The organism is Streptomyces sp. NBC_01463 (genome assembly GCA_036227345.1).
In the GTDB taxonomy this organism is placed as follows: Bacteria; Actinomycetota; Actinomycetes; order Streptomycetales; family Streptomycetaceae; genus Streptomyces.
The window spans coordinates 5,382,559-5,402,818 of sequence record CP109468.1 but is presented as its reverse complement, the minus strand read 5'-3'; the positions used below and the strand labels follow the sequence as shown (position 1 = coordinate 5,402,818).

Annotated in this window: 21 protein-coding genes and 1 tRNA gene; 6 read left to right on the top strand and 16 right to left on the bottom strand. The window is 71.0% G+C overall.

What is annotated here, in order from left to right:
• Nucleotides 1-34 precede the first annotated feature (34 nt).
• The 3 genes from OG521_24005 (at nt 35) to OG521_23995 (ending at nt 3,724) form a co-directional block, all read left to right on the top strand.
• On the top strand, nt 35-1,027 hold the full coding sequence (locus tag OG521_24005; protein WUW23671.1) for an ornithine cyclodeaminase family protein: 993 nt from the start codon (nt 35-37) through the stop codon (nt 1,025-1,027).
• Nucleotides 1,028-1,220: 193 nt separating this feature from the next.
• Complete coding sequence (locus OG521_24000) at nt 1,221-2,441, top strand: acetyl-CoA C-acetyltransferase (GenBank protein WUW23670.1); 1,221 nt, start codon at nt 1,221-1,223, stop codon at nt 2,439-2,441.
• A gap of 413 nt (nt 2,442-2,854) precedes the next feature.
• Complete coding sequence (locus OG521_23995) at nt 2,855-3,724, top strand: hypothetical protein (protein ID WUW23669.1); 870 nt, start codon at nt 2,855-2,857, stop codon at nt 3,722-3,724.
• A 106-nt stretch (nt 3,725-3,830) separates the two neighbouring features.
• Here OG521_23995 and OG521_23990 read toward each other — a convergent pair whose 3' ends face one another.
• A complete protein-coding gene (locus tag OG521_23990) occupies nt 3,831-4,148 on the bottom strand; it encodes a hypothetical protein (GenBank protein ID WUW23668.1) in 318 nt (105 codons plus the stop codon).
• 102 nt (nt 4,149-4,250) lie between these two features.
• On the opposite strand from OG521_23990, the gene OG521_23985 reads away from it, so the two are divergent.
• Complete coding sequence (locus OG521_23985; GenBank protein WUW23667.1) at nt 4,251-4,478, top strand: DUF4287 domain-containing protein; 228 nt, start codon at nt 4,251-4,253, stop codon at nt 4,476-4,478.
• 124 nt (nt 4,479-4,602) lie between these two features.
• Here the strand turns inward: OG521_23985 and OG521_23980 are convergent, their stop codons facing one another.
• Both OG521_23980 and OG521_23975 read right to left on the bottom strand, forming a co-directional pair.
• Nucleotides 4,603-5,490 (bottom strand): Bax inhibitor-1/YccA family protein, encoded by an 888-nt coding sequence (locus OG521_23980; protein ID WUW23666.1) that lies wholly within the window; start codon nt 5,488-5,490, stop codon nt 4,603-4,605.
• Between the two features lie 139 nt (nt 5,491-5,629).
• Nucleotides 5,630-6,226 (bottom strand): DinB family protein, encoded by a 597-nt coding sequence (locus OG521_23975; protein ID WUW23665.1) that lies wholly within the window; start codon nt 6,224-6,226, stop codon nt 5,630-5,632.
• 174 nt (nt 6,227-6,400) lie between these two features.
• Here OG521_23975 and OG521_23970 point away from each other — a divergent pair, with 174 nt between their 5' ends.
• On the top strand, nt 6,401-7,585 hold the full coding sequence (locus OG521_23970) for an alpha/beta hydrolase (protein WUW23664.1): 1,185 nt from the start codon (nt 6,401-6,403) through the stop codon (nt 7,583-7,585).
• Between the two features lie 4 nt (nt 7,586-7,589).
• On the opposite strand, the gene OG521_23965 is transcribed toward OG521_23970, so the two are convergent.
• From OG521_23965 to OG521_23945, 5 genes are all read right to left on the bottom strand, one after another.
• Nucleotides 7,590-7,976 carry a DUF4259 domain-containing protein gene (locus tag OG521_23965; GenBank protein WUW26778.1) on the bottom strand — a complete coding sequence of 129 codons (387 nt, stop codon included), beginning with the start codon at nt 7,974-7,976 and terminating at the stop codon, nt 7,590-7,592.
• 95 nt (nt 7,977-8,071) lie between these two features.
• Nucleotides 8,072-8,485: a DUF3592 domain-containing protein gene (locus OG521_23960; protein ID WUW23663.1), complete on the bottom strand. Its 414-nt coding sequence runs from the start codon at nt 8,483-8,485 to the stop codon at nt 8,072-8,074.
• Nucleotides 8,486-8,495: 10 nt separating this feature from the next.
• Nucleotides 8,496-8,951 carry a hypothetical protein gene (locus OG521_23955; GenBank protein ID WUW23662.1) on the bottom strand — a complete coding sequence of 152 codons (456 nt, stop codon included), beginning with the start codon at nt 8,949-8,951 and terminating at the stop codon, nt 8,496-8,498.
• A gap of 36 nt (nt 8,952-8,987) precedes the next feature.
• A complete protein-coding gene (locus OG521_23950; GenBank protein WUW23661.1) occupies nt 8,988-9,578 on the bottom strand; it encodes a hypothetical protein in 591 nt (196 codons plus the stop codon).
• A 25-nt stretch (nt 9,579-9,603) separates the two neighbouring features.
• Entirely contained in the window at nt 9,604-11,103 is a 1,500-nt protein-coding gene (locus tag OG521_23945) for a hypothetical protein (protein WUW23660.1), read from the bottom strand.
• Nucleotides 11,104-11,388: 285 nt separating this feature from the next.
• Here OG521_23945 and OG521_23940 point away from each other — a divergent pair, with 285 nt between their 5' ends.
• Nucleotides 11,389-11,616, top strand: a complete 228-nt coding sequence (locus tag OG521_23940) for a hypothetical protein (protein WUW23659.1) — start codon at nt 11,389-11,391, stop codon at nt 11,614-11,616.
• Nucleotides 11,617-11,639: 23 nt separating this feature from the next.
• Here OG521_23940 and OG521_23935 read toward each other — a convergent pair whose 3' ends face one another.
• From OG521_23935 to OG521_23900, 8 genes are all read right to left on the bottom strand, one after another.
• A complete protein-coding gene (locus tag OG521_23935) occupies nt 11,640-12,785 on the bottom strand; it encodes a serine/threonine-protein phosphatase (GenBank protein WUW23658.1) in 1,146 nt (381 codons plus the stop codon).
• Nucleotides 12,786-13,156: 371 nt separating this feature from the next.
• Nucleotides 13,157-13,318 carry a superinfection immunity protein gene (locus OG521_23930; protein ID WUW23657.1) on the bottom strand — a complete coding sequence of 54 codons (162 nt, stop codon included), beginning with the start codon at nt 13,316-13,318 and terminating at the stop codon, nt 13,157-13,159.
• Nucleotides 13,319-13,653: 335 nt separating this feature from the next.
• Nucleotides 13,654-13,739: transfer RNA gene (locus OG521_23925), tRNA-Leu, on the bottom strand.
• A gap of 255 nt (nt 13,740-13,994) precedes the next feature.
• Nucleotides 13,995-16,406, bottom strand: a complete 2,412-nt coding sequence (locus tag OG521_23920; GenBank protein WUW23656.1) for a glycoside hydrolase family 2 protein — start codon at nt 16,404-16,406, stop codon at nt 13,995-13,997.
• Nucleotides 16,403-17,311 carry an ATP-binding cassette domain-containing protein gene (locus OG521_23915; GenBank protein WUW23655.1) on the bottom strand — a complete coding sequence of 303 codons (909 nt, stop codon included), beginning with the start codon at nt 17,309-17,311 and terminating at the stop codon, nt 16,403-16,405. The genes OG521_23920 and OG521_23915 overlap by 4 nt, the downstream gene beginning before the upstream one ends.
• Nucleotides 17,296-18,237, bottom strand: coding sequence for an ABC transporter ATP-binding protein (locus OG521_23910; GenBank protein ID WUW23654.1), 942 nt, complete (start codon nt 18,235-18,237; stop codon nt 17,296-17,298). The genes OG521_23915 and OG521_23910 overlap by 16 nt, the downstream gene beginning before the upstream one ends.
• A 39-nt stretch (nt 18,238-18,276) precedes the next feature.
• Entirely contained in the window at nt 18,277-19,188 is a 912-nt protein-coding gene (locus tag OG521_23905; GenBank protein ID WUW23653.1) for an ABC transporter permease, read from the bottom strand.
• Complete coding sequence (locus tag OG521_23900; GenBank protein ID WUW23652.1) at nt 19,185-20,180, bottom strand: ABC transporter permease; 996 nt, start codon at nt 20,178-20,180, stop codon at nt 19,185-19,187. Before OG521_23900 ends, OG521_23905 begins: the two co-directional genes overlap by 4 nt.
• Nucleotides 20,181-20,260: the final 80 nt, after the last annotated feature.

The window sequence follows — 20,260 nt, the reverse complement described above, 5'->3', positions numbered from 1 at the left end:
CGCCCCCTCCGACCGCTCGCAGAACGGATTCCGTATGACTCTGGTCCTGACCCGCTCCGACATCCTCGCGATGCTCGACCACGAGGAGACCGTGGCGGCGGTGGAGGAGGCGCACACCGATCTCGCCCGGGGGACGGCGGTGCTGCCGGTGCCCCCGGTGATGCGGCTGCCCGGCGGGGAGGGCGGGGCGTTCCTCGCGATGGCCGCCGCCTCCGCCCGGGCGGAGCTGGCGACGGTGAAGCTGCTGGCCGATCTGCCGGCGAACCGGGAACGCGCCCTGCCCGTGCAGCGCTCGGCGATCCTTGCGGTGTCGACGGCGGACGGCGGGTGCGCGGCGCTGCTGGACGGCGGGGCGGTGACCCGTTTCCGTACGGCGGCGGCCTCGGCGGTGGCGACCCGGGCGCTGATGCGGCCGGATGCCCGGGTGCTCGGCCTGATCGGCACCGGCCCGCTCGCGCCGGCCCACGCCCGCGCGCTGCGGACGGTGTGGTCGTACGAGCGGGTGGTCCTCTGGGGACGTACCCGCGACCGGGCGCTGGAGCTGGCCCGGCGGCTCACCGACGAGCTGGGGGTGGCCGTCGAGGTGGCGGCGGGGCCGCGCGAGGTGACCGTGGCCGCCGATGTGCTGTGCACGCTCACTCCGTCCCGGGAGCCGCTGGTGCGGGGGGCGTGGTTCCGGCCGGGTCTGCACGTGAACGCGGTGGGGGCGCCGCCCCGGCCGGACCACCGGGAGATCGACACCGAGGGGATGCGGCGCTCGGTGGTGGTCGTGGACGCGTACGACACGGCGGTGGCCAAGTCAGGCGAGGTGGTGATCGCGCTGGCGGAGGGAGCGCTGCGCGAGCAGGACGTCCGTCGTGAGCTGGGGGACGTGCTGACGGGGGCGTGCGCCGGACGCACCTCCCCCGAGGACATCACCCTGTTCGACTCGGTGGGCATCGGCCTCCAGGACCTGGCCGCCGCACGGCTGCTCATCGACCGTGCGGGGGAACGGGGGCTCGGCACCCGGATCGATCTGACGGCCTGAGCGTCCGCCCCGAGGCCCGGGCGGTCCGACCGCCCGGTCGCGGCCTCCGGGCCGCCCGGCGGACAACGAACTGAGCGGTTGCTTAGAAAAGAGGCCCGCATCACACGCCCCGTCGGGTGACCTCGGCCGTACGTCCGGGTAACTTCCAGAGCAGTCCTGCCCGACAGCCTTCCAGCCCTCATGGAGCCGCGTGATGCCCGAAGCCGTGATCGTCTCTGCTGCCCGTTCGCCCATCGGCCGGGCCTTCAAGGGTTCGCTGAAGGACCTGCGCGCGGACGACCTGACCGCCACGATCATCCAGACCGCCCTCGCCAAGGTGCCCGAGCTGGACCCCCGGGACATCGACGACCTGATGCTCGGCTGCGGCCTCCCCGGCGGCGAGCAGGGCAACAACCTGGGCCGCATCATCGCCGTGCAGATGGGGATGGACCACCTTCCCGGCTGTACGGTCACCCGCTACTGCTCGTCCTCCCTGCAGACCAGCCGCATGGCGCTGCACGCCATCAAGGCCGGCGAGGGCGACGTCTTCATCTCGGCCGGTGTCGAGATGGTGTCCCGCTTCGCCAAGGGCAACTCCGACAGCCTGCCCGACACCCGCAACCCGCTGTTCGCCGACGCCGAGGCGCGCACCGCGGCCCGTGCCGCGGAGTCGGGCGCGAGCTGGCACGACCCGCGCGAGGACGGCCTGGTCCCGGACGCGTACATCGCGATGGGGCAGACGGCGGAGAACCTGGCCCGGATCAAGGGCGTCACCCGTCAGGACATGGACGAGTTCGGCGTCCGCTCGCAGAACCTCGCCGAGGAAGCCCTGAAGAACGGCTTCTGGGAGCGCGAGATCACCCCGGTGACGACCCCGGACGGCACCGTGGTCTCCAAGGACGACGGCCCCCGCGCGGGCGTCTCCCTGGAGGGCGTGCAGGGTCTGAAGCCGGTCTTCCGCCCCGACGGTCTGGTCACCGCGGCCAACTGCTGCCCGCTCAACGACGGCGCCGCGGCGCTCGTGATCATGTCCGACACCAAGGCGCGCGAGCTGGGCCTGACCCCGCTGGCCCGGATCGTCTCCACCGGCGTCTCCGGCCTCTCCCCCGAGATCATGGGCTACGGACCGGTCGAGGCGAGCAAGCAGGCGCTGAAGCGGGCCGGGCTGACGGTCGACGACATCGACCTGGCCGAGATCAACGAGGCGTTCGCCGCCCAGGTGATCCCGTCCTACCGCGACCTGGGCCTGCCGCTGGACAAGGTCAACGTCAACGGCGGCGCCATCGCCGTCGGCCACCCCTTCGGCATGACCGGCGCGCGGATCACCGGCACGCTGATCAACAGCCTGCAGTTCCACGACAAGCAGTTCGGCCTGGAGACCATGTGCGTGGGCGGCGGCCAGGGCATGGCGATGGTCATCGAGCGGCTGAGCTGAACCGAGCCGAACTGAACTGAGAACCGAACTGAACTGAACCGAGCCGGTCCGGGTCCGATCGACCGGAGCGAAGGGCCGGGGCGGCACATCGCCCCGGCCCTTCGCAACTCCCCGGATTTCCGTCACCCTCCGGATGCGCCGGATCACCCGCCTGCGGCGTCCGCCGGGCCCACACCGCGTTCCGGGCTCTCCGGCCGGACGAAGTGGCCGGTTCCGAGCCCCGACCGTGACCGAATCTCCCCCAGGATGTGACCTATCTCCCCTGGAAGAGACATACCCGCAGGTCACACCCGCATCAGGGTTAAACCCCAGGCACAAAGACCTGTCCAATTCGTGACGTAATGCACTGACACAGGGTGCCGGTACAGGACAAGCTGATGTAGGAAGTCGGGGGATCGATTGAAACCGGGAGTATGTCAGTGAGCGCCATGCCTCTTGCCCTGTTGCTGACCACCGCCGCTGCCACGGCCGTGGGCGCTGCTGCTCTGCACGCCGCTCACGGGCTGCGTCACCAGGTAGCCGCCCTGCGAAGGGAGCTGGCCGACGGCCGCGCCCGTACCGCTGCCGTACCGGCCCAGAGCCGCAACGACGCCACCCCTGCCGCCGAAATACGCGCGGCGGTCGCCGAGGCGCTGGCCGAGGAGCGGGAGCGCGAGCTCGCCGAGGCCCGCGCCTTCTGGGCGACTCAGGAGGCGCGCGACGCCGCCGACGCCCCGTCCCTGCTGGGCGGGCTGGCCGGGCTCGGCGAGGACGCCCCCTTCTTCGTGCCGCGCCAGAGCGACTTCGTCGGTCTGGAGTCGATGGACCTGGACGCCACCGAGGCGTTCGAGGAACTGTCGGAGCTGGCCGAGCTGACGGAACTGGCCGACATGGCCGAGCTGCCGGAGACCGCCGAGTTCGCCGAGGACTCCCCCGAGCTCGCCGCGGCCCGCCGCCGGCACCCCTCGCACCCCGACTTCGTGCCGGTGCAGACGCCCGTCGTCACCGACCACGAGCGCACGGTGAACCGCCTGGAGGAGCTGGCCGACAGCCGGACCGAGCTCTCCGACGTGCGCCCCGGCCCGCTCGGCACGCTCGACGTGTACGTCTTCGCCGACGGCACCACGCTCTGTATGACCCCCGGCCACCGCGAGACGGCCGAGCGTCTGGCCACCTCGCTGCGGGACGGCGAGCACCCGGTGCTGCTGGGCGGCTCCGGTGTCTCCGGCGCGTACGCGCTGACGTTCTCGTGCGGCAGGGAGAACGTCTACATACTGGCCGACCGGGTCATCGCGAGCTTCTAGCCCGCGGACCGGTCTCCGGCCCCACCCCCGGTACAGCGGCTCTCGCCGGCCGCTGCCCCAGGACCGCGCGCACGGTGATCCGGCGCGCACCGGCTGCGCGTACCGCCTAGGCGAACGCCCGTACCGCCGCTTCCTCGACGAACTGCACGGCCTCGTCCAGCTCCACGGACGGGGCCATTTCCAGTGCCACGGCCAGATCGCGCCCCGCGACGGCGAGTTGGTCCCCGATCGCGAAGATCCCGGCGTCCGGCATGGTCCGCGGTTCCCGGCCCGGCGCCTCGGCCCGCTGGGCCCGCACCGCCAATTCCCTGGCTGCGGCCAGCCCTTCGGCCGCCGCTCCCCGCTGCAGCCTGCTCTGCGGGGCGGCGCGCAGCCGGTCGGCGAATCGGTCCACGGCGGTGATCAAAGGCGTCGTATCGAGCACTCCGCGACCCTACGCGCCCCTCCCGAGTGGTTGCCAACGAGCCGTTGCTCGGGCACGGTGTCGGGAAGGACCAGCAACGCGCACAACGCGTCGGAGGCGCCGATGTCCCAAGTCTTGTCCGAAGAGACCCACCGCAATCTGCTCTCCAGAATTCCGCACTGCACCGGTCGTGAGATCTCCGACTGGCTCCGCACCGTCGAGGACGGACCCGCTCTCCGCTTCGAGGAGAAGGTCAGCTGGCTGCGGAGTGAACACGACCTCGCCTATGGCCACGCGAAGGCACTCGTCCACGAGTGCGACCTGAGAAGAGCCGCTCGCAAGCTCCTCTAGGGCGTGTTTCGAAAGTCCCGCCCGGCCAGGGCCCCGTCCGCCCGGCCCCGTCCCCGCGTCAACGGAAACGGCCCGCAGGCTCCGTCCGGAGCCTGCGGGCCGTTCACCTGACCGACGGCGGTGACTAGTCGTCGCCGCTGAGGATGGAGAGCAGGCGCAGCATCTCCAGGTAGATCCACACCAGGGTAATGGTGAGGCCGAAGGCCGCCAGCCAGGACTCCTCGCGCGGAGCGCCGTACGCGATGCCGTCCTCGACCTGCTTGAAGTCCAGGGCCAGGAAGCACGCGCCGAGAACGATGCCGATGACACCGAAGAGGATGCCGAGGCCGCCGCTGCGGAAGCCCAGGCCGTCGCCGCCGCCGAACGCCGCGAACAGCAGGTTGACCACCATCAGGAGCATGAAGCCCATGGCGGCGGCCATCACGAAGCCGTAGAAGCGGCGGGTGACGCGGATCCAGCGCATCTTGTACGCGAGCAGCACACCGGCGAAGACACACATGGTGCCCATCACCGCCTGCATCACGACGCCCGGTCCGATGTAGGTGCTGACCGCGCTCGAGATGACCCCGAGGAACACGCCCTCGAAGGCCGCGTACGAGATGATCAGCGCCGGGACGGGCTTGCGCTTGAAGGACTGGACGAGCGACAGCACGAAGGCGATGATCGCGGCGCCGATGGCGATGCCGTACGACTTGCCCAGGTTGGCCTCGTCGACCGGCAGCAGGGCCCAGGCGAGCGCGGCACCGAGCACGACCGTGCCCAGTGTCAGCGCCGTGCGGGTGACGACGTCGTCGATCGTCATCGCCCCGGTGCGCGCCGGCGCCTGCGGGGCGCCGTACTGGGTGTCCTGCTGGGCGTAGGGGTTGGTGGCGTACGGGTTCGGGGCGGTGCCCTGCGCGTACGGGTTGGCACCCGCTGCGGGGGCCCCGGCCTGCGGTGACGCGTTGAAGCCCGCGTAACCGTTGTCGCGGCTGAAGCCCCGTCGCGAGAAGACCGGGTTGCTGCTCCTCATCTCACTCCTCCATGGCCACCCAGCGTGGCCTTGGAACAAGAGTAATGGGTAGGCAAAACAATCTGCCTAGTGCCAGGGGAGGATCTTTCCTCACACTCCGTCCGCCCCGCCCCCGGCTCTCCGCAGCCTCCCGCCCCCTTCAGCCCGCCGCCGCCTCCCGCGCCGCCCGCTCCACCCGGGCCCGGTGGTCCGCCCACCGTGCGGCGTCTCCGGGGGCCATGTTGCGCCCCTTCTCCCGCTGCCCCGTGGCCCCGTCGATCAGCTCCCGCACCACGTCGGCGTGCCCGGCGTGGCGCTGGGTCTCGGCGACCATGTGGACGAGGGCCCGGTGGAGGGTGATCTCCCTGCCCTCTCCGCCGGGGAGCCGGCCCGTCGTGTCGAGGTCCAGCGCCTCGATCGTCTCGTCGGAGTGGGCCCACACCCGGCGGTACTGCGCGACGATCCCGTCCCGGGTCTCGTCGGCCGTCGCCCACAGGTCCGCGTCCGGCTCGGCGTCACCGGCGATCCAGAGCTCCGGCGCGTCGACCGGGCGCCCGAAGACGCCGCCGAAGTAGAACCCCTCGGCTCCGGTGACGTGCTTGACCAGCCCCAGCAGGTTGGTGCCGGTAGGAGTCAGGGGGCGCCGGATGTCGTACTCCGACAGCCCCTCCAGCTTCCACAGGAACACGTCGCGGGCATCCTGCAGGTACAGCCGCAGGTCCTGCTTGTGTTCCGCCCCGTGCGCTGTCCCGTGCACTGCCCTGTGCTCTGTCCCAGCATCTGTTCCGGTCATGGCACCAACGTGCCGGTCGCGCGCTCCGCGATCAACGGCTTATCCACCCGCGGTCGGCCCCCATCAGACCGGAGAGGTACACCAAGTACCGCTGTGGAGCGATGTGTTGGGACCGGCCGGCGGCCTAGCGTCGACTGCGTGAACACCAGACGCCACAGAGCCGCATCGGCCATCCTGCTCGCCCTCGCCCTGTCCGCCCCGCTGCTGGGCGCCGCACCCGCCGCCTCCGCCCACCAGGGCACGCGGGCTTCCTCCCCGGCTCCGCACACGAGCGGGCCGGCGCTGCCGGTCCCCACCGGTCCGTACGCGGTGGGCCGCCACACCCTGCACCTGGTCGACAGGCACCGCACCGACCCGTGGGTGCCTGCGGCGGGGAACCGGGAGCTGATGGTGTCGGTGTTCTACCCGGCGCGCGGGACGAGCGGTTCCCCGGCCGCGTACATGACCGCCGCCGAGGCGGAGCTCCTGCTGGAGGCCAGAGGGGTCGGTGGTGCGGTGCCCGCCGCGACGGTCGCGGGGACGCGTACACATGCCCGGGACGGCGCGCACCCGGCGGCGGGGCGGTTCCCCCTGGTGCTGCTCTCGCCGGGGTTCTCGATGCCGCGCTCCACCCTCACGTCGCTGGCCGTCGAACTCGCCGGTCGCGGCTATGTCGTCGCCGCCGTGGACCACGCGTACGAGTCCGTCGGGACGGTGTTCCCCGGAGGGCGCATGCTGCCCTGCGTGGCCTGCGAGCAGGCCGGCACGAAAGAGGAGCTGGCAGGTGTCGTACGCGGCCGGGCGAAGGACCTGTCCTTCGTGATCGACGAGCTGACGAAGGGCCGGCGGGCGGGGGCGCTGTCGCGCGCGATCGACCCGGGCCGGATCGGAATCGCCGGGCATTCGATCGGGGGCGCGAGCGCCGCGGCGACCATGGCCGCCGATCGCCGGGTACGGGCCGGGGCCGACCTGGACGGTGACTTCTTCGTGGACCCCGCCGCCACGGGGCTCGGCCGGCGCCCGTTCATGATGCTCGGCGCCGAGTCGACGCACGGCCCCGGCAGCGCGGACAGCGACTGGCCCGCGGCATGGCGGCATCTGGACGGCTGGAAGCGCTGGCTGACGGTGACCGGCGCCGAGCACTTCTCGTTCACCGATCTGCCGTGGCTCGCCGCCCGGCTGGGCCTGGAGGATCCCGCCGCACCGCTCTCCGGGGAGCGCAGCTGGTTCCTCACCCGCGACTACGTGGCCGCCTTCTTCGACCTCCACCTGCGGGGCCTGCCTCAGCCGGTACTCGACGGGCCGGCGGCCGCGTATCCAGAGGTCGTGTTCCGGCAGCCGTGAGGCGCTACTCCACCACCGCCGACGCCGCCGTCTCCGAAGCCTCGGCCAGGCGCTCGAACGTCGCGTTCAGCACCTTCCGGCGCTCATCCTTGTATGCCTCGTCCGGCTCCAGGCCGTCGATCGTCCGCTCCCACACCGCCAGGAACGTCTCCTGCCAGGACCGGATCACCCCGGCCGGCGGGAGGGTGACGCCCACCCAGCCCTGCCGGTCCAGGAGGAGCAGCAGTTCCAGGTTGCAGGGGACGGTCACGCCCCAGTACTCGTCCGGTTCCAGCTCGACCGGGTCCCCGGCCATCGCCTCCGTCACCTCGGCGACCAGCCGGGCGGCCAGGTCCCCGAGGTGGTCCGCCGCCGTGTCGCTGTCGAAGTTGCCCGCGCCCCACGTGCCCACTGTTCCGCCTCCGCGCTGTGCGTCGTCGTCGCTTCTCCGCGTCATCACAGCAGGAGGCACTGACAACCGGGCCGGTCCGCCCGGGAATCCGGGCGTCAGCGGAACAGGTTCTCCGGGAAGTCCGTGAGGAACATCAGCAGCACCAGTCCCATCAGCAGCAGGGAGACCGCCCCCTCGGTCAGGGCGGCCCGCGGGCTGCCCGCCAGGGTGGCCGTCCGGTGCGGGTCCGCGGGGTCGTAGCGCACCGTGACCCGCGCGCCCTCGACGAAGCGCTTGTTGCCGCCGTTGCGGAACTCGACCCATTCCCCGCTCTGCGCGGTGAACGCGAAGACGTACCAGGACCGCCGGTCGCCCGAGGAGCCCGTGGCCGTGTCGCGCTCGTGCACCCGGACGCAGCGCGCCGGAGCGGAGACGCCGGAGCGTGTGCCGCGCAGCTGCTGGGCGGTCCGGCCCAGGGATCTGAGCGCCACCAGCCCGACCACACCGGTGATGACGAGCGACGTGTCCATGGAGAACCTTCTAACCGTTGCGCAGCCTGTCGACGAGGAAGCCCACCGCACAGCCAACCACCAGGACCACCAGCTGCACCAGGAACGTGAGCACGGTGAGGTCGCTGCCCTGGGAGAAGAAGATCAGCAGCTGCAGGGCGACGGCCGGGGTGAACGCGGCGATGCAGTGCCGGACCAGGGACTCCCGCGACGCGCCCTGGTGCACGGCCGCCGACGCCCAGGTGGCGAGGGCGATACAGGCGGCCGACGGCAGGTGCAGCAGCAGGATCGTGCGGACCGGTGAGGCCATGGTGGACACGTCGTCGCCGGTGATCACGTCCCAGACGAGTATCGCCAGGGCCAGCTCCGTCATCAGCATCACGACGATGCCCGCCGCCCACGGCAGCATGAAGTTCATCAGCCGCGGCCGGTCCTGGCCGGGCGCGGGGGCGGGGGCGTACCCGCGGGGTGCGTCATATCGGGACATGGGGCTGCCTCTTCGTCGTCGCCCGGCGTACGGGAGCTACTTCACCTGGATGCTGTCGACGATCTTCGTCCGGTCCGCCTCGGTGAGCTTGCCCTCCTGGGCGTCGATGCGGACGGAGTAGATCTTTCCCTCGGAGTCGACGCCCGTGATGACCACGCCGTCGACCGTCGCACCCTTCGGGGGCGACTGCGGCACACCCGTACCGGTGTAGGTGAAGTCGATGCGCCTGGCATCCTCCGCACCCTTGATGTCCGCCTTCTTCGTGCCCTTGACCTCGGTGGTCGCCATCAGGAGCGCCCGGCCGACCGAGGCGGCGTCGTCGCCCGTCGAGGCGTCGGCGAAGCCGCTCTGGATCGACACCTTCACGGTCGGCCGGCCGCCCTCGCTGCGCAGGGCCGAGGCGTCGTTGAGCTTGCCGCGCTCCGCCGCGCTCTGCTCCGTGAGATCGGACGGGTAGGCCAGCGACACCGTGGGCCCGGTGAGCTTCTTCCAGCCGCTGGGCGTGGCGGACTCGGCCTTGTCCGCGCCCTTCTCACCACCGCACGCGGCGAGCATCAGACCGGCGGTGAGAACAGCGGTCGTGACGGCGACAGTCCGCACCGTCCGCCGGACGGAAAGCTTGGTCATGATCACGTCTCCTTGTACCTGTGGATCACTTGGCACAGTAGCTGTACGGGAAGAACGAACGCTGGCCGCCGGAGGGAGCCCCCAGGAACTCGGCCTTCGTCAGGCTCTTCTGCGACTCCGAGCTGGTGTAGGCGCCGTTGATGCCGGCGACCTCCAGGTTGATGTCGAGACCGATCTCCTCGGACGAGGACGAGCCGTCGTACTCCTGCTTGCTGACCTGGCCGTGGTTGAACGCGTAGTGGCCGAACGGGTCGCCGGCGCCGGGGTCCTCGGTCGGTACCGGCGTCCCGGTGAAGAGGTAGTTGAAGGCACTGTTCATGCCCTGGCCGGAGAACATCTGGGCCTTGATGGCATCGGACTCGGCCTTGGACATGTTCTTGTCGTCCAGCGGGACGGTCGTGGTGATGACCTGGGTGGTCGTCCCGCCGCCCTTCTCGTTGCCGTTCACATCGCCCTTGAGACCGGCGCTGGCCTCCGCCTTGCCCTCCAGGGTCCGCGTCATCGTGATGCTCTTCACCTTGCCGGTCTTGCTGTCGACCGTGACGGTGATGGCGCCCGCCGCCGAGCCGGAGGCCTCCGCACCGGCCTTGGCCGGTCCCGCCTCACCCTTCGCGTACGCCCCGCCGGTGGCCTTGGCCTGGTAGGTGTACGCGTCGGTGTTGTTGATGTGGTTCTGCGTGAGCGTGACTTCCTGGGCCTCGGAGATCTTGAGGCCGGCCTCGACGGTGGCGCCGGGCTTGGGGGCCGGGGTGGTCGTGCCGTCCGCGTTGGTGGTGTCCGGGGCGTTCATCCCCGCGCCGAACTGGAAACCGGCCTGGGCGGCGACTTCGAGGCTGACCTTCTGGGTGGTGATGTGCTTGTTGCCGAGCCGGTCCTCGATGTTCTGCTTGAGGCGGCTCTCCTTGGCCTTGGGCCCCTTGCCGAACCAGCTGGCCACCTCGGTGGAACCGCCCACGATCGGGCTCAGGTTGGAGAGCTTGTTCAGCCGGCTGAGCTTCTTGTACTCCTGGAGGTCCTTGCGGAACTGGTCCGCCTCCTCCTGGCTGTCGAAGACCCAGGTGTCGCCCGTGGTGACGGTGAGACCGGCGGCGATCTCCACCTTGTCCTTGCCCACGTCACCGATCTTGATACGGCCCTTGGGCTTCTCCGTGCCCTTGACCGAGCCGGCGTCCGTGAAGGTCAGCGAGACCTGCTCGTCGTTGTCATCGATCTTGCCGTCCTTGTTGACGTCCGTCTTGGCCTTGGACGTCGTCTCCTCGAAACCGAACTCGCCACCGAACTCGATCCCGAGCGTCTCGAACGAGACCCCGAACTTCCCGCCCTGCGTCCCGGACTTCGTCACCGTGGCGCAGGTCAGCGGCTCGAACTCGGCGTTGGGGTCGCCGCCCGCATCGTTCCCGGCGCCGCCGGTGCAGCCCCCGCCGCCCATGACGGACGAGATCGCGCACGAGAACCTCTCGCTGACCTTGCCGCCGAGACCGGTCACCAGCAGGGCACCCACGATGGCCACCGCGACCATGACCATGCCGACGTACTCCAGGGCAGTCCCGCCCCTGTCACCCCATCCACTGCGCGAGGATATGGGCCCCCGATACCTCGTCCGCGGCATGATTGTCGTCCTCCCCGATGGCCTTAGGGGTCGGAGGTTACGAGAGGTGCGCACGTTCCGGCACGGGCCCGTGGGCCCAAATGCAGGGCCTCATTCCGGACGTACGGGCGAACGGCGGTGGGCCCAGTGGGTCCGGGCGGGGCCTGCGGAGATTTCGCGGAGCCGGGCCGCGCGCCGGCGGCCGCTCACTACACTCCCCCGATGAACAACATACGGTGCACCCAGTGCGGTGCGGTGGGGCTGGAACCCGGCTTCGTCGAGGACTCCGGGCAGGGGTCCCGGGGTTACGCACGGTGGATCGCCGGCGCGCTCGAACGCGGCCTGTTCGGCGGCGCGCGAAGGATGGGCCGCCCGCACTGGCAGATCGACGCCTACCGCTGCCCCACCTGCTCGCATCTGGAACTCTTCGCCACCGAGCGCGTCAACTGACGGCGCACCGACGGGGGCCGGTCCTACGGTGCCCGGTGCGGGGCACGGCGTACCGCGAGGACCGCCAGGTCATCCTGTTGCACCCCGGCGGTGAAGTCCCTCACGTCGTCGACCAGTGAACCGATCAGCCGGCCGGCGGTGATGTCGACGCGGCCACCGAGGCGCTCCTCGAGCGGATAGAAGGCGCCGTCGCGCGAACGGGCCTCGGTCAGGCCGTCGGTGCACAGCAGCAGCGTCGCCCCGGCGGGGAAGGCGAACCATGACACCGTGCGTGGTTCGTCGACCAGATTCGCCAGGCCCAGCGGTACGTGCTCCTCCCCCGCGCCGACGGCGGTGGCGACGCCGTCGTGCAGCAGGTAGGGCGGGATGTGGCCGCAGCCGACGACCTGGGTGTCGGTCCCCGCGTCCACCACCAGGACGAGCGCGGTGACGAACCGTTCGGGCTCACCGCGCTGTCCGGCGTAGTCGTTGTGCCGGACGACCGCAGCCTCCAGCGCGTCGACGAGGGCGGTCACCGTCGGCTCACGGTGGGCTGCTTCCCTGAACGCCCCCACCACGTCGATGGCCATCCCGATGGCGGCCAGCCCCTTCCCCTGGACATCACCGATCAGGACCCGGGTGCCCCACGGAGTGGCGACCACGTCGTAGATGTCGCCCCCGACGAGCTTGTCCTCCTGCAGGGGCTCGTACACACCGTCCACCAGGACATCGTCGGTGAGCAGCGGCAACGGCCGCAGGATCTGCCTCTGCATCGCCGCGGCGGTGGACCGCAGCCGCACCAGGGCGCCCTCGCGCGCGATGCGCATCCGGGCACCGTAGACGGCCAGGGTGCCGAAGCCGACGGCGAACAGCGCCAGGATCACCCGGTCGAGGATCCGCTCCCCGGACTGGAGGACGACCGGCGCGATGACGACGAGGCTCACCCAGGCGGAGACCATCGCCGTCTGGCGCGGGCTGCACAGGGCGGCGGCGAACGCCGGCAGGAACACCAGCAGCCCGAGAAGGAGCACCGCGGTCCCGGTCAGCAGACCGAGGACGACCACCGCGGCCGTCGTCACCAAGGTGGCCAGGACTACGTCGCGGGTGGCGGGCGTGCGGATGGCCGTGATGTCGTCGTGGTCCGTCGAACCGTGTGCCGAGGACATCGCCGCACGCAGCGGACGGAACATGCGGGCACCTCCGTCGGCGATGTGGTCGCGCCTGCGCGTGCCGCCCGTGGTGGCGGACCGGGGGCATCGATCATCCACTCCCGTCGGGGGTCCGCAGGGAGGCTGGCCGCCACCCCGCCGAAGTGCGCCCGTACGAGTACGGCACCCGGGTCGTTCCTGCGTCCGCACACGGAAGACCGGGCAGTGCGGTTACCGCACGTCGTAGGCGCGGGTGATGGTCTGCGTGACTGGGTTGTGGCGGGAGTCGGTGAGGCCGCGTGGGAGACCCGTCGGCGAGGAGGCGGCCCAGCGAGAACGGCCGGCCGGAAACGACAGGCGAACCGCCACGGACATGCACTGCAGGGCCGGCCGCCCCCGGCGGATCCGGACGCCTACAGACGGGGCTGTTGCTGCTGATTGCTGCGCGCCGCCATGGCCAGCGCGACGATCCAGCCCACCACGGTCCAGCCCAGGAAGAGATTGATCACGAACACGGATCCCTTGTTCGGCACGCCTCGCGAAAAGGCGACAAAGGCCGGCACGAAATAGGCCAACAGCAGAACTATCAGCCCTAACACTCCGAGCAGAGCACCACCACTCACGAGATCCCCCCAAGCCCCTGGCTGTGAAGGCCCATTCTCCCTGCGGATGAATGGATGTCCACAGGGCGTCGGCCGGGACCGCCGCGCCGCCCGGCCGACGCCCGGCCTGCCGGGCCGCACCACTACCGTCCGTGACGTCGCATCCGTGGCCCTTCGCCCGGCCCCTCCGTCACCGCCGGCCGTCGGCCCCGTTCACCGCGTTCCCGAAGGCCTCGGCAGAGGGCTCGTCCTCGAATGGGGTACCCGGGCGAACCGGTCGATTCGGCCGGTCGGGCCGGTGAGCGCGATGGTGCCCGGAACCGGACTCGAACCGGTACGCCCCCGAGGGGCAGCGAGGTTTAAGCTCGCCGTGTCTGCATTCCACCATCCGGGCTTCGCGCGGCTCCGCGTTGGCACATGACCCTATCCGGGGGCACCCGCCGAGCAGACGGACAGTGGCTCGATGTTGTCTTATTTTATTGATCGCTTGAGGGTCCGTCAGCACACGCAGAAGGCATAGTCACATGCCTGGGCGGGGTGTCGGGCACGGCGGCCGGGTATCCGAATTGACGGAAAGTCGCCGCACCCGCACAGCCGATCCGCCAGGCGCGCGCCACTGATCGCCAGGGGCGCGCCACCCCCGCCGCAACTACCGCGTCGCGACGCCGTCGTTGACGCACCGCAGCACCGGCCGGGAGCCCAGCGCGTCCGGGTCCGGGAGCACCGCCCCTGTGATCATGAACACGGCGCTCTCGCCGGGCAGCAGCGTGACGAGCATCTCGTCCGCCACGGCCGCCGGGTCCAGCCGGTCGGGGAAGAGCGCGAGGTCCCGCAGCAGCGTGCGGGCGGTCACCTCGACGCGGTATCCGGGCGCCTCGCCCTCGCTCTCCGTCACCGTGACGTCGTAGCGGGCCGGCGGCAGCGCGAGACGGGTGTCCTCCTCGTAGAACTCCACCGCCCTGCTGTCGCCGAGGCGTGCGACCAGGACCTCACGGGTGGGGTCGGCCGGTTCGGCCACCGAGCGCGGGAGCGGGACCCGGGTGACCGAGCGCGCGGCCGTGCTCACCGCCACCTCCTCCTCGGCCAGCACCGCCCCGTCCAGGCCGTACCGGGTCAGCCGCAACGTGCCGGCCCAGGGTGCGGGGGCGTCGTTGACGAGGTGCGCGGACCCGTCGCGCACGGCGATCAGATGGTCGGCGTACACGGCCCGCAGGGCGTACCAGAGGGGCTTGCGGCGGCCGTCGCCGTCGACGGCCGCCCAGGAGACGACCGGCCAGCAGTCGTTGAGCTGCCACACGATCGTGCCCATGCAGTACGGGGTGTGGGAGCGGAAGTGGCGGATACCGAAGGCGACGGCCCGGGCCTGGTTGAGCTGGGTGAGCCAGTGCCAGTCGTCGAAGTCCGCGCCCGGCAGCGGCAGGTGGTCGCCCAGGCCGCGGAGCAGTTTCGCGTTGCCGTCCTCGGCCTTCTGGTGGTGGGCCAGGAGCGGGGCGCCGGGGGTGAGCGGGCCGCTGACGGCGCGGCGCAGGGTGGCGTACGCGGGCGGGCCCTGGAAGCCGAACTCGGCGACGAAGCGCGGCACCCGGTCCGCGTAGGCGCGGTAGTCGGCCCGGTTCCACACGTCCCAGATGTGGATGGTGCCGTGGGCCGGGTCCTGCGGGTGGATGTCCTCGGTGCCGGAGTAGGGCGAGCCGGGCCAGTAGGGGCGGGTGGGGTCCGTCTCCGCGACGACGGCGGGGAGCAGCTCGTGGTAGTAGCCGTGGCCCCAGGTGCGGTCGCCCAGCTCCTTCTGCCAGCCCCAGTCGGCGTGGCCCTCCAGGTTCTCGTTGTTGCCGCACCACAGGACGAGGGAGGGGTGCGGGGCGAGGCGGGTGACGTTCTCCCGGGCCTCGGCCGCGACCTCGTCCCACAGCGGCTGCTCCTCCGGGTAGGCGGCACAGGCGAAGGGGAAGTCCTGCCAGACCAGCAGTCCCTTCTCGTCGCACAGTTCGTAGAAGTCGTCGCTCTCGTAGAGGCCGCCGCCCCAGACCCTGATCAGGTTCACTCCGGCCGCGACCGCCTGGTCCAGGCGGTCGGAGATCCGCTGCCGGGTGAGGCGGGCGGGGAAGCAGTCCTCGGGGATCCAGTTCACGCCCCGTACGAAGACGGGTTCGCCGTTCACCGAGATGCGGAACGCCTCGCGTTCCAGGGTGACGGCGCGGAATCCGGTCCTGAGCCTGCGGACGTCGTCGCCCACCCGGACCGTCACGTCGTACAGCGGCTGTTCGCCGTGGCTGTGCGGCCACCAGGGCTCGGCGTCGGGGACGGAGAGGGTGACCGAGACGCGGTGCTCGTCCTGCGTGGCGATGAAGACGGTGCCCGCCCCGACCACCCCGACCTCGCCCGACAGCGCCTTCAGACCGTCGTGTTCGACCTCCAGCTCGGCGGTCAGGCGCGGTACGCCGTCCGCGTCCAGGTCCGGGAGCAGTCTCACGGACGCGATCCGCGGACCGCTCCACGTCTCCAGGGCCACCGGCCGCCAGATGCCGGACGTGACGAGCGTCGGCCCCCAGTCCCAGCCGAAGTTGCACGCCATCTTGCGGATGAAGGCGTACGGCTCCGCATAGGCGCCGGGCCGGTCGCCGAGCCGCTCGCGCAGCTCCTCGGCGTAGGTGTACGGGGCGGTGAAGCGTACGGCGAGGGTGTTGGTGCCCTCGACGAGGAGCGGGCGGACGGGGAAGCGGTGGCTGCGGTGCTGGTTGGCGGTCCGGCCCACCTCGGTGCCGTTGAGCAGGACGGTGGCGACGGTGTCGAGGCCGTCGAAGCACAGGGCGGCGTGGTCGTGCCCGTCCGGCGTCCAGTCGAACGTGGTGCGGTACGTCCAGTCGGTGCGGCCGATCCAGGTCAGCCGGTTCTCGTTGTCGTCCAGGTACGGGTCGTCGATCAGGCCCGCCGCGAGGAGGTCGGTGTGGACGCAGCCGGGCACGGTGGCGGGGACGCCCCCTGGGGGGAGCCCCACGGGCACGGCACCGTCCGCGGTGAGCGTCCAGCCTTCGTGCAGGGGCAGGTGGCGAAGGGTCACGCGGGGGTCCTTCCGCAGTCGGGGAGCTGTGCGCAGGCGACGAAGTGGTCCGGTTCGGTCTCGTACAGGTCGGTGTCCGTGGGACCCGCCTCGTGGAAGGCGCAGTCACGCAGGGGCTCGGGCGGGTCCCACGGGGTGTTGAGCCGGGGCACCGCGGCCAGCAGGGTGCGGGTGTAGGGGTGCAGCGGGTTGCCGAACACCTTCTGGGTGTCGCCCCGTTCGACGACTCTGCCGCGGCGCAGCACCACGGTCTTCTCGGCGAGGTAGGTGCCGAGCGCCAGGTCGTGGGTGATGTAGAGGACGCCGAGGCCGCGTTCCTTGAGGCCGGCCAGGAGGTTGAGGACGTCGATGCGGGTGGAGGCGTCGAGCATGCTGGTGATCTCGTCGGCGACCAGGAAGCTCAGGTCGAGCAGGAGGGCGCGGGCGATGAGGAGGCGTTGCAGCTGGCCGCCGCTGAGCTGGTGCGGGTAGCGGCCGAGCACCTGGCCGGGGTCAAGGCGCACGTCCCGTACCGCCTTCTCGACGCGGTCGGCCCACTCCCTGCCGGGCACGCCCGGGTGGTAGGCGCGGCGGATCAGGTCGAAGACGCGGTCGGCCCGGAAGACCGGGTTGTAGCAGGAGAAGGGGTCCTGGAAGACGCCCTGGACGCGGCGGTAGAAGTCCTTTCCGGGGCGGACCGGCCGGCCGTCCAGGGTGAGGCTGCCGGCGCTGACCCCGGTGAGGCCGAGGATCATCCGGCCGATGGTGGACTTCCCGCTGCCGCTCTCGCCGATGAGGGAGACGACCTCGCCGGGTGCGGCGGTGAAGGACACCCGGTCGACGGCGGTGACGGATCCGCCGCCGAAGGCTCCGGCGCGGTAGGTCTTGGTGACGTGGTCGAGGGTCAGCATCAGGCCTTCCAGCATGCGACGGAGTGACGGGGGGCGATCTCCACGACCGGGGGCTCATCGGCGCACCGCTCGTCCGCGATCGGGCAGCGGTCGCGGAAGCGGCAGCCGGCCGGCGGGTCCAGGAGCGAGGGTGGGGCGCCCGCGATGCCCTTGAGCGGCTTGTCGGCGTACCGCGCGCCGACCTCGGGGAGCGAGCCGAGCAGGAGCTTGGTGTACGGGTGGCGGGGCGCGGTCGTCAGGACCTTCGTGGGCGCTTTCTCGGCGAGCCTGCCCGCGTACATCACCATGATCGAGTCGGCGATGTGCGAGGTGAGGCCGAGGTCGTGCGTCACGAAGATCATGCTGGTGACCAGGCCCTTGTCGCGCAGCCCGGTGAGCGCGCCGACGACGGCCCGCTGGGTGGAGACGTCGAGGGCGGAGGTGACCTCGTCGGCGATGAGGACGGACGGGTCGAGGAGGGTGGAGATCACCATGACGGTGCGCTGCTTCATGCCGCCGGACAGCTCGATCGGGTAGCGGTTCAGGACGTCGTGGTCCAGGCCCACCAGGTCGAGCCTGCGGTGCAGTTCGGCGGTGTCCACGCCGACGCCGCGCGAGGCGAGCAGTTCGCGGATCATGCGTCCGATGCGCCGGGTGGGGTTGAGGGCGCTCATGGAGTACTGCGGGACGAGCGAGATCCGGTGGAAGCGGAAGGCGTTCATCGCCCGGTCGTCGGCCACGGGTACGTCGTCGCCGTCGAGGGTGACGGTGCCGCCCGCGTGCCGCATCCGGCCGTCGAGGCGGATCAGCGACTTGCCGAGCGTCGTCTTGCCGCAGCCGGACTCGCCGGCCAGGCCCAGGATCTCCCCGTCGGCCAGGTCGAAGGAGACGCCGTCCAGGGCCCGGACCTCGCCGCGCAGGGTGCGGTAGTGGACCCGTAGGTCGGTCACGGTCAGGGTCATGTGCGCGGGCCTCCGGGAAGAGCGGTCGGGGTCATGTGCTCAGGCCTCCCGGAGTTTCGGGTTGAAGACCTCGTCGAGGCCGACGTTGGCGACGTACAGCGCGCCGACGATCGCGGTGATCCCGGCGCCCGGCGGGACGAACCACCACCACATGCCGAGTTGGAGCGCGCTCCACTGCTGGGCGCTCTGCAGCATCATCCCGAGCGAGACGCCCTCGGTGGGGCCGAGCCCGATGAAGTCGAGCGAGGAGGCGATCAGGACGGAGCCGCCGAAGAGCAGGATGAACATCATGAAGAGGTACGAGCTCATGTTGGGCGCGATCTCGCGGAAGACGATCCGCCAGGTGCCGCTGCCGCTGAGCCGGGCCAGGTCCACGAACTCCCGGGTGCGCAGCGAGAAGGTCTGGGCCCGGATGGCGCGCGCCGCCCAGGGCCAGGAGGTGAGCCCGATGAACAGGCCCTGCACGGGTACCGAGCGGACGCCGAGGTAGGCGTTGATGATCAGCAGGACGGCCAGGGCGGGCAGCACCAGGACCACGTTGGTGAGCATGTTGAGGATCTCGTCGACGACACCGCCGCGGTAGCCGGCCAGGAATCCGACGAGCATGGCGATGACGGCGGCGATGGCCCCGCCGACGACGCCGACCAGGAAGGTGGCGCGCAGCCCGTGCACGAACTGGGCGTACACGTCCTGCCCGAAGGTGGTGGTGCCCATCCAGTAGGTGCCGTCGGGCGCCGCGGCCTGCGGGCCCACGTATTCGTTCGGGTCGGCGTTGTCGAGCAGCGGCGGTCCCGCGATGCCGACGAGCAGGAGCAGCACGACGACGGTGAACCCGATGATGAGCTTCGGGTTGCGCACGGCGTAGTGGAGGGTCTCCCGGCCGGGGCGGGCGGCGGCGGCCGGTGCCGTCGTGTCGGTGGGGGCGGTGGCCGGTTCGGGCACGGTGCTCATGACTGGCCTCCTGCCATGCCGGTACGGGTCCGGGGGTCGACGACGACGTACACGATGTCGATGAGGAAGTTGGCGATGAGTACGCCGATGACGATGAACAGGAACGCGCCCTGGAGCAGGAAGAAGTCCTGGTTCTGGATCGCGGCCAGGATCAGCGAGCCGAGCCCGGGGTAGGCGAAGACGATCTCGGTGACGAGGGCTCCGGCCACCAGGACGCCGAGTTGCAGGGCGAGTCCGGTGATCTGGGGCAGGACGGCGTTGCGGAAGGCGTAGCGGCGGATGAGCCGCTGCGGTGCGCCGAGGGCCGACAGGTAGGAGGAGTAGTCGGACTCCAGCTCGTAGATGATCATGTTGCGCATGCCGATGGCCCAGCCTCCGAGTGCGACCAGGAACAGCGAGAGGAACGGCAGCACCCAGTGCTGGAGCAGGTCCACGGCGAAGTCCACGGACCAGTTCGGCTGGATGTCGAGGCTGTAGCCGCCGGAGATCGGGAACCAGCCCGCCTTGGAGCCGAGCGCCCAGGCGAGGATGACGGCGATCCACATGTACGGCATCGCGGTGAGCAGGTAGCCGGCGGGCAGCACGGTGTTGTCGAGCACCTTGCGGCGGGCGGCCAGCGCCCCGGCCCAGTTGCCGACGAACCAGCTGAGCAGGACCGCCGGGATCATCAGCCCCAGGGTGTAGGGGAGCGCGTCGAGCAGGACGTCGGCGACGGGCTTCGGGAACACCCAGATGGACAGCCCGAAGTCGCCCTGGAGCAGGGCGCCCCAGAAGTGCAGGTACTGCTGCCAGACGGGTTCGTCGAAGCCGAAGAGGTTGTTGTAGTAGGCGCGCATCGCGTCGACGGCCTCGGGCTGCGAGACGCGGGCCCGGGCCACCATCGCGGCGACCGGGTCGCCGGGCATGAAGCGCGGGATCATCCAGTTCACGGTGACGGCGACGACGAAGGTCAGTGCGTAGATCAGAAGTTTGCGGGCGAAGTAGCGGCGCAAGGGAGCTCCCCGGAGAGAGCCCCGCCGTGCGGGCAGCGGTCAGGGCGCCACGCACGGCGGGGCGGTCATGGAAGGAGAGG

Coding starts and splice junctions, on each gene's coding strand:
- OG521_24005 (WUW23671.1), top strand. CDS start 35: ATGACTCTGGTCCTGACCCGCTCCGACATCCTCGCGATGCTCGACCAC.
- OG521_24000 (WUW23670.1), top strand. CDS start 1,221: ATGCCCGAAGCCGTGATCGTCTCTGCTGCCCGTTCGCCCATCGGCCGG.
- OG521_23995 (WUW23669.1), top strand. CDS start 2,855: ATGTCAGTGAGCGCCATGCCTCTTGCCCTGTTGCTGACCACCGCCGCT.
- OG521_23985 (WUW23667.1), top strand. CDS start 4,251: ATGTCCCAAGTCTTGTCCGAAGAGACCCACCGCAATCTGCTCTCCAGA.
- OG521_23980 (WUW23666.1), bottom strand. CDS start 5,490: ATGAGGAGCAGCAACCCGGTCTTCTCGCGACGGGGCTTCAGCCGCGAC.
- OG521_23960 (WUW23663.1), bottom strand. CDS start 8,485: ATGGACACGTCGCTCGTCATCACCGGTGTGGTCGGGCTGGTGGCGCTC.
- OG521_23955 (WUW23662.1), bottom strand. CDS start 8,951: ATGTCCCGATATGACGCACCCCGCGGGTACGCCCCCGCCCCCGCGCCC.
- OG521_23950 (WUW23661.1), bottom strand. CDS start 9,578: ATGACCAAGCTTTCCGTCCGGCGGACGGTGCGGACTGTCGCCGTCACG.
- OG521_23945 (WUW23660.1), bottom strand. CDS start 11,103: ATGGTCATGGTCGCGGTGGCCATCGTGGGTGCCCTGCTGGTGACCGGT.
- OG521_23940 (WUW23659.1), top strand. CDS start 11,389: ATGAACAACATACGGTGCACCCAGTGCGGTGCGGTGGGGCTGGAACCC.
- OG521_23935 (WUW23658.1), bottom strand. CDS start 12,785: ATGTTCCGTCCGCTGCGTGCGGCGATGTCCTCGGCACACGGTTCGACG.
- OG521_23915 (WUW23655.1), bottom strand. CDS start 17,311: ATGCTGGAAGGCCTGATGCTGACCCTCGACCACGTCACCAAGACCTAC.
- OG521_23910 (WUW23654.1), bottom strand. CDS start 18,237: ATGACCCTGACCGTGACCGACCTACGGGTCCACTACCGCACCCTGCGC.
- OG521_23905 (WUW23653.1), bottom strand. CDS start 19,188: ATGAGCACCGTGCCCGAACCGGCCACCGCCCCCACCGACACGACGGCA.